This window comes from Borrelia coriaceae (assembly GCF_023035295.1).
Taxonomy (GTDB): Bacteria; Spirochaetota; Spirochaetia; order Borreliales; family Borreliaceae; genus Borrelia; species Borrelia coriaceae.
Genome location: NZ_CP075099.1, coordinates 1 through 14875 on the forward strand (window position 1 = coordinate 1; position 14875 = coordinate 14875).

Annotated in this window: 12 protein-coding genes and 1 pseudogene; 2 read left to right on the forward strand and 11 right to left on the reverse strand. The window is 31.9% G+C overall.

Features of this window, described 5'->3' with window-relative positions:
• The first annotated feature begins 175 nt into the window (after positions 1–175).
• Complete coding sequence (locus tag bcCo53_RS08460) at positions 176–1426, forward strand: hypothetical protein (protein ID WP_025408994.1); 1251 nt, start codon at positions 176–178, stop codon at positions 1424–1426.
• A gap of 195 nt (positions 1427–1621) precedes the next feature.
• On the forward strand, positions 1622–2506 hold the full coding sequence (locus bcCo53_RS08465) for a hypothetical protein (RefSeq protein WP_025408993.1): 885 nt from the start codon (positions 1622–1624) through the stop codon (positions 2504–2506).
• 356 nt (positions 2507–2862) lie between these two features.
• On the opposite strand, the gene bcCo53_RS08470 is transcribed toward bcCo53_RS08465, so the two are convergent.
• The 11 genes and pseudogenes from bcCo53_RS08470 to bcCo53_RS08520 form a co-directional block, all read right to left on the reverse strand.
• Complete coding sequence (locus bcCo53_RS08470; RefSeq protein WP_025408992.1) at positions 2863–3699, reverse strand: hypothetical protein; 837 nt, start codon at positions 3697–3699, stop codon at positions 2863–2865.
• Positions 3700–3959: 260 nt separating this feature from the next.
• Positions 3960–4133 (reverse strand): hypothetical protein, encoded by a 174-nt coding sequence (locus tag bcCo53_RS08475; RefSeq protein WP_155806455.1) that lies wholly within the window; start codon positions 4131–4133, stop codon positions 3960–3962.
• A 131-nt stretch (positions 4134–4264) separates the two neighbouring features.
• Positions 4265–5332, reverse strand: coding sequence for a variable large family protein (locus bcCo53_RS08480; RefSeq protein WP_051480100.1), 1068 nt, complete (start codon positions 5330–5332; stop codon positions 4265–4267).
• Positions 5333–5454: 122 nt separating this feature from the next.
• Complete coding sequence (locus tag bcCo53_RS08485) at positions 5455–6564, reverse strand: variable large family protein (protein WP_081725106.1); 1110 nt, start codon at positions 6562–6564, stop codon at positions 5455–5457.
• Between the two features lie 560 nt (positions 6565–7124).
• Positions 7125–8165 carry a variable large family protein gene (locus bcCo53_RS08490; RefSeq protein ID WP_025409067.1) on the reverse strand — a complete coding sequence of 347 codons (1041 nt, stop codon included), beginning with the start codon at positions 8163–8165 and terminating at the stop codon, positions 7125–7127.
• Between the two features lie 153 nt (positions 8166–8318).
• Complete coding sequence (locus tag bcCo53_RS08495) at positions 8319–9356, reverse strand: variable large family protein (protein ID WP_028328310.1); 1038 nt, start codon at positions 9354–9356, stop codon at positions 8319–8321.
• Between the two features lie 246 nt (positions 9357–9602).
• Positions 9603–10649, reverse strand: a complete 1047-nt coding sequence (locus bcCo53_RS08500) for a variable large family protein (protein ID WP_343298930.1) — start codon at positions 10647–10649, stop codon at positions 9603–9605.
• 145 nt (positions 10650–10794) lie between these two features.
• Positions 10795–11033 (reverse strand): annotated as a pseudogene (locus tag bcCo53_RS08505) (variable large family protein); the annotation flags it as partial.
• Between the two features lie 348 nt (positions 11034–11381).
• Positions 11382–12395 carry a variable large family protein gene (locus tag bcCo53_RS08510; RefSeq protein ID WP_343298929.1) on the reverse strand — a complete coding sequence of 338 codons (1014 nt, stop codon included), beginning with the start codon at positions 12393–12395 and terminating at the stop codon, positions 11382–11384.
• Positions 12396–12545: 150 nt separating this feature from the next.
• Positions 12546–13622, reverse strand: a complete 1077-nt coding sequence (locus bcCo53_RS08515; protein WP_025408663.1) for a variable large family protein — start codon at positions 13620–13622, stop codon at positions 12546–12548.
• A gap of 116 nt (positions 13623–13738) precedes the next feature.
• Positions 13739–14806, reverse strand: coding sequence for a variable large family protein (locus tag bcCo53_RS08520; RefSeq protein ID WP_025408662.1), 1068 nt, complete (start codon positions 14804–14806; stop codon positions 13739–13741).
• Between the last annotated feature and the right edge of the window lie 69 nt (positions 14807–14875).

A 14875-nucleotide genomic window follows, 5' to 3' on the forward strand; every position in this document is an offset into this window, starting at 1 on the left:
TAGTTGTTATTAGTATAAAGCTGGCGCGATCTCTATCCCATTATCTCCCCCCCCCCTCAACATCCCCCAACTCCCAATATCACTACTTTTTTCCCTCTCAAACCTAGATTTACCACCCCCATCGCTCTATATTTATTATTTTATACAAATACATATTATAAGGAGATTTAATATAATGTTTAAATTAAAATATTTTTGCTTGGGACTAATCCTATGTCTCATTAGCTGTGATCTAATCCTCAATGGCAATGAAAATACATCTGCTAAGTTACTAAAAAAAGCTTACTCTATCTTGGAGCCAACTCAAAAAAATAATCCTTCAAACAATACTCTACAAGATAATATCATTAACTTTAACACCTCACCTATCATTAATGAAAAATCTACACCTCAAGCTATTAACCAAATTACTGATAATAACAATCAAAATACTAACAATGGCAATAATCATATCACAACAAAAGACCAAAATACTAACAAAGACAGTATAAAAACTCTTAACTCACCAATTATTACTAACATTAAACCACACACTAATGAAGATAACAAAAACACTCAAACAATCAATACACTAACTCAATCAGAACTTAATACAAAAATAACTGAAAACCCTACTCCAACAAACACAGATGACACAATTATCTCAAACTCACACACAAATACCCCTCCTACAATACTATCAGGTACAACTAATAATCTTAACAGCATAAGTGGTGAATCATCTATTAACTATGAATATAATAATTATATTCCATCAACAACAAAATCAGGTTCATACTCAGGACCTATGACAACCATAGAAGATGACGAAGAAGACAATGACGATGACTATGAAGATGACGAAGAAGACAATGACTATGATGAAATTGAAAAAAATCACCAAGAAATTGACAACGAAGATGAAGACGAGGATGAAGCTCAATTAAATAGAGAATACAAATCACGTTTAATAAAAACCAAAAATAGCGTTAAGAACGCTCTTAAATTAGCTAAAAAAATAAACAAACACTGGGAAACCATTAAGTTTAATGAAATAAAAATAAATCCTATTTATGGAAAAAAACCCGAAGAATCTGAAAAACAAAAATCTCAAGACATATTACATAAATTTACAAAAAACAAATTAACCAAAAAACTCACAAAACTCTCAAACGCAATTCAAGAAAGTCTAAGTGATGCTATACATCTTACTACTAATGATTTTGGATACCCTGGCAACCTCCAAAAAGACCAAAAAGCAAAAACAAAATTAGATACAATTAAAACAGAAGTAAACATTTTATTATCAAAAGTGCAAAAAAGTCATCACAATGATTACAAAGTATACGAAGAATTAAGCTCTCTCAGAGGCATATTGCCCCCAAGTACCAAAAGTGAGTTAAAGGAAGTACTAAGATTACTTTATGGTACCACTGGTGCTAGATAAATCTTTATATTTAAAAACAATTACTTAAATAAACACTAATAAGATAGGCTTATAAGCCTATCTTTCTTTTATATGCTCAAAAAACTTTTCTCACAAATTTGATAATTTCACTTTTATGATATATACTTATTATTAAATAATAATAAGTATTAATTGATAATTAGTGCTCTGAAATTTAAAAAGGAAAATATTTTTATGACAAATCCATTAGTTTCATTACTAACCTTAGGAGTAATATCTTGCAATATTACTCCTATATCAAGTCAAGAACACACGTTAAGTTATATGCAAGATCATAACTTACAAGACAAAAAAATAGATACTTCTATATATCCTAAAGAAGATAAAAAAGAAAATACTATTCAAGTAAAACACGAAAAACTAACACAAGAGAATATAAAAAGCTTACAAGAGTTTCTCATTGATTCCAAAGATTACTATACTAATCTAAACACTATTTACAATCATTATATTCAATATATAGATCAAATTATGACCTATATTCAGTGTAATGAGTCAAGCATAGATTTTTGCATTAGCAATACAAATTCTACAATACGAAAAGAAGCTATTGAAAAACTCAATAACTCTAACCTAATCAAAGATTTTCAAACTTTAGCTGCATCTTTAAAAAATACTAATCTAGAAGGATTCAATAACTCAATTAAAAACTTAAAACAAGTTATACACCAAACCTATCTTGCAAAAGAGCAAACCACTACCAATACATTGAAAACTGTCAAAAATACAGCTGATGCTTTTATAACTGCTATAAATAGTTCAGTAACAACTTATATTGATGCCTTTGTTAACACTGTTTCTAACTTTAACTCTAACACTTTCATCTCTGCTGCTCACAATTTTGCTAATGCTGCCAAAACTTTAAATAAAGAAGTTAATATTGCAGCTCTTACGCCTATTATTGGTACACTAAGAATTATGACTTTTCAATTAGACAACTCTATAGAACAACTAAAACAATATGCTATCAATTTAGATGATTATGAATATACTGGAGGAACAATTTTCGCTAACGCCATTGATACACTAATTTCTGCTTATAAACATGCTACTAATTAAACATCAAATAATAAAATAAATAAGGATCTCTATATAATAGAGATCCTTGCCAATTAAATGCTTATACATACTTTTAAACATAAAGTTCATGATAAGGATACATAGAATATAAACCCTGTTATCAAAAAGCTTTGTCCAAACGCTCATCCGCAATTTAAAATTCCATCCTTACAGACAGTTTGAAAATACCTTTGAAATTTGGTGATGTCATTTACTTTATTTACTTCATGACATCACCAAATTTGAAAGGTATTCATATAAACAAAAATAGAATCTAATAAAATTAGACCCTATCTCACTCTAAAAAATAATTAAATTATTAATCACATACTAATTCACCATAAATATGTTATATACTATTTCTTTTTAACTGCTAATAATGCTTCATATGCACTCTTTAACCCAGCAAAATCTTTATCCGCTTTTTGTCTCTCAACTCTAAGATTATCTAACTCCGATTCTACTTTCTTAAACATACTTTCTGCTTTACTCAAGCTAAGCTGCGCATTTGATATATTATCTATCATAAGCTGCACATAATAATAACCGCTCAACCTTGCCTGTGCCGATTCACCTAAAGCAGACTTAATAAGACCCTTTGCATACTCAGCATCAGCTTTTACATGTTTTAATGCATGAAATTGCTCATTATACCCTACTACTGCAACATGTCTACTATCTTTAACTGTCTTAATTGCTTCATCTAAATAAGGCAAAGTGTTCGTTACATGATTATTTCCAGGAACACCTCTTCTTGCCTCATTAAAATCAGACTCAGCTCTTATAACAAAAGCTTCCATATTCTTAAGTTCTGACAATGATTTCTCCAACTCATCATAAATTGCATTTACCGCAGCTAAATTAACATCAATTTTTTTCTTAATTTCACTGGCCTCAGCATCCTTACCAGTAAGATAAGATTCTTGAACCGCAGTTAATTTAGGTTGAGATAAGTTAATACTTTTTTCCCTAAAGTCTTTATTTCTTACTACATCCCTTTTAACCTTTGAAACATCTACCTTATTTTCTTTATCCTCTTGATTTTCTTCTTTAGAATTTAAACCTTCTGCATTATCGGTTTCTTCTAAAAATTTTTCTCTTGCTTTGCCTAACAATTCATCAAGAAAATTTATATCACATGATACCAAACACATTAGTGTTAACACACATATTGCTAAAACATTCTTATTCATATTTCCTCTCCTAGATTATCTACATTACCCAAACATTAAATCTCAATATCTAAATAAAAATAAATAACTAATATCAAATATACACCGTTTATATTAACATTAAATAAATTCACTAAAATATACCTAGTTACTCTTTTACTAATTAAAGTTAATCTTATAAAGATTATCTATATCTAACTACAAAGCCTTAGCAATGAAACAATTTCCTATAATATTGTTTCTTAGTGCAAACTTTAATGACTCAAACTCCAGTAAACATATCAAAAAAAGGAAATAAAAACAGTTAAGAAGTCATTACCTAAATTAGCTAGTGAGGAGAAGAAATTATTTCTCTTCTCAAGTTCTTCTATTCCATTATTACAAGAAAGGAATAGAGAGATAAATAATATTGCACAAATACTTTTTATCCTAATATTTTTAATATTTATTTTCATAATTACGTGCACCCTCTTATTCCATTCCTTAAATAAGGAGGTTAGACACTAAAAAAGGAAAACAGCCTTTCATATAAAGAAGTGTTTTCCTTTAATGAGTTTATTATTTTGTTTATTTATTATCTTATTATTTATTTAGCAACAGTATTAGCTTCAAAAGCCACAGGATTATCATTAGGATTAATTTTCATAGCTTCTTTAACAGCTTTAAGTCCTGCATCAATTGTATTTTTCATTGCTACAGTTAATGTATTTAGTGCTTTAGTAACAGCACTTATAACTGATACTCTGACTCCAGCAGTGTAGTCAGTTTCAGCTGTAGTAACACCAGTATTAACCCCAGGGAATTTACCACTTTTAGTCATAGCTCTTAATGCTATAGCTCCTGCTATTGTTGCATCTGTAGCATTAGCTTCAGCAGCCTTAGTAGCAGTAGCTTCACCATTTGTAACTATAGCTTTCAGTATATCAGCACCAGTTACGGCCCCAACTGCTTTTAACACATCTGCTGCAGCCCCCTTTGCATGGGTGTCACTAGTACCAACTCCAGAACTAGCTGAACTAGCAAATAAATTTCCTGCCTCACCGTTAGTTTGAATACTACCACCTTTTCTTGCACTAAGATCAGAAGCCTTTTTGTCTGTTCCAGCCTCATGATTTCCTACATTTTCCAGTACCACATCTACAATTGATTTAATTCCTTTTACTAAACTAGCAACTTCTGAACCTGCATCACCCCCTTTAGTCTTAGCAGCAACATTAGCAATTGGTTCACTAGCAGGAACATCCTTTAAAGCATCACTAGCAGTCTTAGCTCCCTGAATTATCTTAGTAAGTTTTTCACTTAAAGTTGTTACAGCAGTCTCAGTTGCAGCAGCATTATGATTGCCTTCTCTCTTCATGTTCTCAACAATTGTATTAAGCTTATCTTTAGTCCCTTGTACAGTATCATGAATTTTTTTAAAATAAGCTGCAACATCAGATTTTTTAGTTTCAGTATTAAACCCTAAAACAGTACCTGTCATCTCACCAAAAGAAGTAAAGACAGATAAGAAGTCATTACCTAAATTAGCAAGTGAGGATAAGAAAGTATTTTTCTTTTGAAGTTCTTCTATCCCATTATTACAAGAAAGGAAAAGAGAGATAAATAATATTGCACAAATACTTTTTATATTTATATTTTTAATATTTATTTTCATATATTACGTGCCTCCTTTTTTCCCATCCTTTAATTAAAAGAGGCCAGATACAAAAAAGGAAAACAACTCCTATACAAGAAGTGCTTCCCTTTAATAACTTTATTATTTAGTTTACTTGTTACTTATTTAGCAATAATACCAGATTCAGTAGTTACATGAGTATCATTAGCACTTATATTCATAGCATCTTTAACAGTTTTAAGTCCTGTATCAAGGGTTTTTCTTATTTCTATAGTCAATGTATTTAGTGCCTTAGTTACCGCACTAATAGCTGCATATTGTATCTGTTGTTTTGCTCCACCATCACTACCACCAGACTTATTAGAGAATTTACCACCCTTAGCTATTGATCGTAAAACTATTCCTCCTGCTATAGTTGCATCTTTTGCATCACCAGCAGAAATAGGCTGACCATCTGAAAGAGTTTTATCGTTAATAGCCAACTTAGCGGAATTACCACCAACTTGAGCCATAGCTTGTAATATATCAGCACCAGTTACTGCGCCAACAGCTTTAGCTGCATCTTTAGCGGCTTTACCAACACCAGCAGTAGTACCAATAGCTTTCTTAGCAAAAAGAGCTATGGCTCCATTATTGGTGTTATCATCAGCATCAACATTTCTTGCACTACCATCGGCACCGCTAGTATCGACAGCAGGATTTTTATTATCACCAGAATCGGCTTTACCTTTTCCTTTGAGTACTATATCCGAAATTGTTTTAATTCCTTCAGTAATGGATTGCACTACTTTTGAATCACCTGCAACACCAACTCCATCACCACCTCCACCAAAATCAACAATAAGACCATTATCAGTATCACCAATAGCATCACTAACAGTCTTAGCACCCTCAATTATCTTGCTAAGTTGTAAATTTAAAGTTGTTACAGCAGTACCTGTAGCCTCTGCATTAGGATTATTTTGATTTTTCATATCAGTAACAATTTTATTAAGACCTGTTTTAACCCCTTGTACAGTCTCTTGAATCTTTTTAAAGTACTCACCAACCTTAGACTTTGTAGTAGTCTTATCAAAAGCTAAAACACCCCCAAATGAATCGCCAAAAGAAGTGAAGACAGATAAGAAGTCATTACCTAAATTAGCAAGTGAGGATAAGAATTGATTTTTCTTTTCAAGTTCTTCTATTCCATTATTACAAGAAAGGAATAGAGAGATAAATAATGTTGCACAAATACTTTTTATCTTAATATTTTTAATATTTATTTTCATATATTACGTGCCTCCTTTCTCCCTTCCCTTCAACTAAAGAGGGCTACATACAATAAATAAAAAGGAAAATTACTTTCCGACCCACAAAGGAACAAGTGTTTGCATCTTCAGCTTTCTTCTCATCTTGATTATTATGAAAAGCTAATTTAACTACTTTTCAAGAATGATAGTGGTAATGATCATGGTGTGCTGATAATGCCTCTGTTATTAACACTAATAACTTATAATAAGAGTGCAACTCTCATCCCTTGAAACTAAGAACAAACCAAAATTAATAATAAATTGTCAAACTAAATAATAAAATAATTTAAGGTAATTAAGGAGAAATGCATTATAAATTAAGTAACGTTCAGAATGTATATGTTTCTACAGTGAATGTAGGAATAGAACAGCAAATGCTTTTATCAACCTTACCATTCTTATACCATCCAAATTTTTTACAGTATTACCATAGTAAAGCTAAAAAAGCAGAAATACCCATAATAAGGCATTCCTGCTTATCAAAACTTAAAAAAATTGCTTCAATTAATAGTTTAAACACAAAATCATACTATTTAGCTTTAGGTTTTTCCTTCACTAGTAGAATTTTCTTTTATGCAATCACTAACATCTTTTAAACACTTATCAAGTGTTCTTCTTATAGTAGATATTATTTCATTTAAAGTCTTACTAACTGCTTCTATTAATACCGCATTTATTCCGTCTGTTGGTGCATAAGTAGCAACAGTAGCTAATGCCCCATCCTTAGCCATAGCCCTTAATGCTAAACCGGCTGCTAAGACTGATGCATTTGTACTAACACTAGCATTTGCATTTGCATTATCTTTAGTAGCAACTGCAATATCATAAGCATTTGTTGCTGCACTAATCGCACCCGCTTTCTTACTTGTACCATCCTTAGCTGCTTCAATTGCTGCTAATATATCTGCACCGCTAGCCGAATTGACTGCCATATTGGCTGCTTTTAATCCAGTAACATCAGAACCAACCTGGCTATTAGTATTAAATAGCTTTGCAATTGTATTAGACTCCGTAATAGTTTTATTAGCATTTCCTTTTAAATCAATCTTAGCATCCTTAGCTGCTTTATAAATCTCGCTAATACCTTTAACAAGCTCCTGTACACTTTTTTCACTTGCCGGAGTTGCACTCTCACCATCACCATTAGAACTAGCTATTTTTTTACTAGCTCCATCGGTAGCATCCTTAATTTTATTTGCTCCTTCAACTATCTTTTCCAAAATATTAATTGAGTTATTAATTGCTTCATCAGCTTTAGCTTTTTTTATTAAATCATATTGCTCATTTCCCTTTATGCCCTCTAATTTATCTTTAACTGATTTAACTGCGTCACCAATTTTACCTAATTGTCCCCCAACATCTTTCTTAGTTGTCTCTGCAGTAATACCAAACGAACTTGTCACCATATCAGAAAAGGAAGTAAAAATATCTAAGAATCCTTGTTTTAAATTAGATATAAAGAGTATAGAATCCTTTTTCTTCTCAAGTTCTTCTATCCCATTATTACAAGAAAGGAATAAAGAAATAAATAATGTCGCACAAATACTTCTTATACTTATATTTTTAATATTTATTTTCATATATTACGTGCCTCCTTCTTTCCACCCTTTAACTAAAAAGGACTAAAGAGGCGAAATACAATAAAAGGGAAATAGCTTCTAATGTAGAGAAGTATTTCCCTTAAATAACTTTATTATTTTATTTACCGATCTTTTTCTAAATTTTATCGATTATTACTGTCCACTCACTGTCGCATCTGTAGATTCATCCTCTTGTTTAACTGCAGCTAGTGCTTTACTTATTGTTTTTAAACCACTATCAACAGTATTTCTAATAGCAATTATAAGAGTGCTAAGCGTCTTGTTTACAGCACTAGATACTGCACCATTTACTGCGTGTTCAGCTTTATCTTCATTCTTAGCAGAAAATTTACCATCCTTAGCCATTGCCCTTAATGCTATTCCTGCTGCAATAACTGCATCCTTATTTACTGCATTAAGAGTTTTACTATTCTCAACCTTAGCAATGGCAATACTTGCAGCATTTTTTGCTTTCTCGATCGTTGAGTTGTTGCTATCAGCATTACCAGAAATAGCAATAGCTTTTAGTATGTCAGCACCTGTTACTGCTCCAATTGATGCACTTGCTGCAGCAGCTTCTGCATCTGTTCCATCAGTGCCTTGTTGTCCACTAAGCAACTTACCAATTGATTTTTGCTCTGTACTTGCAGTCTTAGTAGCAGTAGAATCGCCTTTGTCTTTTAATACTACTTCAACTATTTGATTAATCCCTTTAACTAGGGTATTTACACTAATTTCATTGGCCGCTACAGCAACCTCATTTTTAACAGCATTTCCTATAACACCAACACCTGTAGCACCACTAGCCGCAGTCTTAGCCCCTTCAGCAATCTTGTCTAATGTCTCAGTGATAAATTTATCAACGACTGTTCTAACTTTTTCATAATTACCATTCTTAGAAACTTCTGCTTGCAACTTTTCCTTAACAGATGTCATAGTTTTTTCAATAGCAGTAAAATATTTCCCTATATCTTCTTTCTTAGTATCAGCTTTAATACCTAAAGTATCAGTAATCATATCACCAAAAGAAGAAAAAATATCTAAGAATCCTTGCCTTAAATTAGATATAGAGAGTATAGAATCCCTTTGTTTTTGAAGTTCTTCTATTCCATTATTACAAGAAAGGAATAAAGAGATAAATAATGTTGCACAAATACTTTTTACTCTAATATTTTTAATATTTATTTTCATATATTACGTGCCTCCTTTTAAACTTATCCTTTGATTCAAGAAATCAGATAGATAATCTTTAAATAATAATCTATAAGTTAAATAAAGGCTTGCTTCTGCTTAATCACATAGAAATCAATAGCAATTTCATTGATTAGAGCAACTTAGATAACAAAAAAATAGGAATACCCATAAGGCATTCCTGCTTATCAAAACTTGTACAAAGCTTGATCCAATAAACAATAAATAGTCTAAATACTACTTATACTATTTAGATTTTTCGTTACTAGTAGAATTTTCTTTTATGCACTCACTAACATCTTTTAAACATTTATCAACCGTTCTCCTTATAGTAAATACTATCTCACTCACAGTTTTACCAACTGCTCTAGATAATACTGCATTTACTCCTTCTTGTGGAGCATGAGTAGTATTGATGGCTAATTTACCACCCCGAGCCATTGCCTTTAATGCTAAACCAGCTACTATTACTGATGCATTCTGTTTAACAGCAGCATCCTCAGCGTCATTAGAACCACTGTTATTAGCAATAGCAATATCATAAGCATCTTTTGCTAAATTAATAGTAGATGCTGGTTTTTCTTGACCATCCTTATTAGCTGCTTCAATTGCTGCCAATATATCTGCACCACTAGCTACATTTAATGCAACATTAGCTGCTTTTAATTCACTTCCAGCAAGACTACCATTAGTACCAAAAAGCTTTCCAACAGCTTTACAGTCACTACCAGTCGCTTTCCTAGCATCTCCTTTTGGAGCAACATCAGCATCCTTTGATGCTTCATAGACCATACTAATTCCTTTAACAAGATTCTTCACACTTGTTTCATCTGCTTTAACTGCATCAGCATTACTACTACCAGCATTAGCAATTTGATCATCAGCATCCTTAGTAGCTTCCTTAATTTTATTTGTTCCATTGACTATCTTTTTCAGAGTCTTAATTGCCTTAGCAATTAGGGTCTCGGCTTTATCTTTTATTAAATCGTAGCCACTACCTGATTTTATACTTTCTAATTTACTTTTAGCTGATTTAACTGCCTCACCAACCTTACCTAATTGTTCTCCAACTGATTTTTTAGTTGTAGCCGCAGTAATACCAAATGGATCTTTTAGCATATCACCAAAAGAAGCAAAAACATCTAAGAAGATTTGTCTTAAATTAGATATGGAGAGTATAGACTGATTTTGTTTTTGAAGTTCTTCTATTCCATTATTACAAGAAAGGAACAAAGAGATAAATAATGTTGCACAAATACTTTTTACTCTAATATTTTTAATATTTATTTTCATATATTACATGCCTCCCTTTCCTTTATATAAAAAGGATACATACAAAAAAAGAAACACTATTCCCATAACGAAATATGGAAAGTGTTCCCCGTAAATTACTTTCATTATTTAGTTTATTTATCTTTTTTTTTAATCCTATTTACTTTTACTTAGTAACAACACCAGATTCTGTAGTCATAAAAGTATCATTAGAATTAATGTTCATAGCGTCTTTAACAGTCTTAAGTCCCGCATCAATTGTTTTCCTTATTGCTATAATGAGTGTGTCTAATGCTTTAGTAACTGCACTTGTTGCTGCACCTTTAACTGCCTTAATAACTTCAGCAGTAGGCCAGTACTATCATTAGCGAATTTACCACATTTTGCCATTGTTAGTGATGCTATACATTATGCTATAATATTTTTTAATTACTGGTTTAGGCACACGATTATTAAAAATAATAATAGACTATAACCTTAGCTAATTCACTAATCTATCTAAATAGAGTTTTTAACATGTCATCTCCAGTTTATTGCTCTACTTGACTTAACCTACTCTTTTGATGCTGCTTTATATGCATTAACCATATCATCTAAATTCCTCAAAATATAAGTTACTATTTATCAATTAGTACAACATTTTATAGCGTAAATACAATAAAAGAGAGCCCTAAAGCCCTCTTAAGGATATTCAATCATTGATTTTATGTCTCAGAATTGATCTTATCAAAAATTACAGAAGTAACATTAGGATTAATTTTTAATAGCATCTTTAACTGTTTTAAGTCCCTCATCTATTGTTTTTCTTATTGCTATAGTTAATGTATCTAATGCTTTAGTAACAGCATTGACTGCTATCCCTTTAACTGCAGTAGAAATATCACTACCAGTATTACCATTAGCAAACTTACCACCCTTTGCCATAGCTCTTAATGCTATAGCGCCTGCTATAGTTGCATCTTTAGGAGCAGTAACATTAGCAGTAGAAATAGCCTGTTTAGGATCAGCATTAGCTAATTTAACAGAATCAGTATTTTCAACCATAGCTTTTAATATGTCAGCACCAGTTACAGCCCCAACAGCTTTAGCAGCATCAACTGCAGCCTTTTCTGCATTAGCAGTAATATTACCTTTAGAAGCATTACCAAATAAAAGCATTGCATCATCAGTAGTACCATCTCTTTGACCACTAGCAGCTAAAGCTTTATTATTATCACCAGCATCAAGTTTACCCTCATTTTTAAGTACTATACTTACAATAGCCCTAATTCCATTTATTAAGTTTGAAACTTTACCTTCCTCACGATTACCTGCAGCATTTTGATCGGCAGCAGCTTTACCAACATTACCAAGTAGCTCACTATCATTACCAATAGCATCACTAACAGTCTTAGATCCTTGAATTATTTTATCAAGTGTATTATCAATTAGTGTTTTTACAGCAGTCTCTACTCCAACAACGTTAGGATTTTCTTGAGTCTTCATGTCCTCAACAATCTTATTAAGAGCTGTTTTAGTATTTTCTAAATTGTCTTGTACTTTTTTAAAATAAGTTGCAACATCAGATTTCTTAGCATCTGCTTTAAACCCTAATGATTCAGTCATTATATCCCCAAAAGAAGAGAAGACAGATAAGAAGTCATTACCTAAATTAGCAAGTGAGGATAAGAAAGTATTTCTCTTCTCAAGTTCTTCTATTCCATTATTACAAGAAAGGAAAAGAGATATAAATAATGTTGCACAAATACTTTTTACTTTAATATTTATTTTCATATATTACGTGCCTCTTTTTTCCTATCCTTTAATAAAAATGTAGGCTAGATATAAAAAAAGGAAAACTACCCCCCTAAATAGAGAGCAATGTTTTCCTTTAATGATTTTATTATTTAGTTTATTTAACTTTTTAATTATAATTAATTATTTTTTAGTAACAGTAGTTTGAATACTACCACCTTGATCCGCTTCACCAGCAGTATCAGAGTATGTAATTCCTTTAACAGCTTCTCTTACTTTTTCTAGCTTTTTTAATACTGTTTGCCTAATTATTAAATCAAGTACTCCTAGTACCTTATTTACAGAACTTACTGCGGCTGCTTTAACTGCATTATCTTCACTAGCAGCATGACTAAATTTCCCAGTTTTAGTCATAGCCTTAAGAGCAACAGCTGCTGCTAAGTCTGCGGTAGTAGCAGCCTTAGCACCATTATTATCAGAAGCATTAGCAGTGGCTAATTGTCCAGCATTATTATCATTGGCATCACCAAGACCAGAAGTAGTAGCATCTTTAATCTTATCAATCATTGCCCATGGATCTGCTTCTGATACTTTAACTGCTAGTGCTGCAGTAGCCCCAGAGCCCGCAGCACTACTTGCAGCATTAAGTGCGGCAGGAGCAGCAGTATTACCTTTTTCCACAGCACTACCAGAATTTCCCTTAGCAATTTTTACACCAGAATTAATAGCAGCTTCAACTATAACTTTGACTCCTTCAATAATATCTTTAACGCTAGTCACTTCAGCAGGTACAGCAGCCGCAGCACCAGTATCGCCTATAGGAGTATTACCGACAGCCCCAAAAAGTTTAGTTAGGGCATTAGTTAAGTTGTCAAAAACATCATTTGCCCTCTTAATTGCATTATTAACAGCCTCAATACCTTTAGTATCAGCATATGAAGTAGAAGCTATATTTTTTGATAAGTCATCTAACTTTTTCTTAGTTTCAGTTAATCCATTCCCTATTGTCTTAAAATGTTCTCCTACCTTACTTCTCTTATCATCAGACGTAACAGCACTAAATCCTAATGCATCTCCCATAGCATTGCCAAAAGAAGTGAATATTTCTTGAAAGTTATGACCTATATTGATAAGAGAATCAGCAAAAGACTTTCTCTTCTCAAGTTCTTCTATTACTCCATTATTACAAGCAAGGAAAAGAGATATAAATAATGTTGCACAAATTCTTTTTAATCTAATATTTTTAATATTTATTTTCATATATTACGTGCCTCCTTTCCTTTAACAAAAAAGACTAGACACAAAAAAAGGAAAACTACTCTTATTAAGAGATAAGTTCCCCTTAAATAACTTTATTACATAGCGTCAAATTTCAATTATTGATTTTTGGTCTCAGTAGTCACAGACTTATCATTAATATTGATATTCATAGTGTCTTTAACAGTTTTAAGTCCGTCATCAATTGTTTTTCTTATCGCTATAGTTAATGTATCTAATGCCTTAGTTACTGCACTTATAGCTGCTCCTTTAATGGTAGTAGCAATAACTCCTGCATCAGAATCATTAGCATTAGCAAATTTACCACTCTTAGCCATTGCTCGCAGTGCTATACCTCCTGCAACTTCCGCATCTTTAGGAGAAGCAACATTAACACTAGCATTATCTTCATTATTTTTAGCCAATGTTATTGCTTTACTACTATTTGTAATCATAGCTTGCAATATGTCCGCACCAGTTACTGCTCCAACAGCTTTTGCTGCATCTGTCGCTAATTTTTTTGTATTAGCCTCACTGTCACCAGAATTATCCTTAGCAAATAATTTAATTGCACCACCATTATTACTTCTTGTGGTACCAGTTTCAGATTTGTTATCATCTCCCGCTTTAGGATTTCCTTTGCCTTGAAGCACTACATCTACAATTGATTTAATTCCCTTTACCAGACTATCAATATCTCCAACAACAACTTTATTATTCTGAGCACCACTAGCAGTAGAGATATTACCAATTGGTTCACTAGCATCAGCACTCTTTAAAGCTTCACTAGCACCCTCAATAATTTTACTAAGTTTTTCAATAACCAATTTTTCTACTTCTTTTTTAACAGCATCAGCATTAGGATTTTTTTCTTTTTCCACATCTTCAACAATTTTGACAAGTTTTTTTCTAGTTTCTTCCACAGTATCATGAACTTTTTTAAAGTAATTAGCAACATCAGACTTTTTAGTCTCAGTATTAAATCCTAAAACACCCCCAAGTGAATTGCCAAAAGAAGTAAAAATATCTAAGAAGTCATTACCTAAATTAGCAAGTGAGGATAAGAAGTTATTTTGGTTTTTAAGTTTTTCTAATTCCTCACCAGAATTATTACAAGAAAGGAAAAGAGAGATAAATAATGTTGCACAAATTCTTTTTATCCTAATATTTTTAATATTTATTTTCATATATTACGTGCTTCCCTTTTCCTTATCCTTTAACTAAAGAGGTCACATACAACAAAAGGAAAACAACTC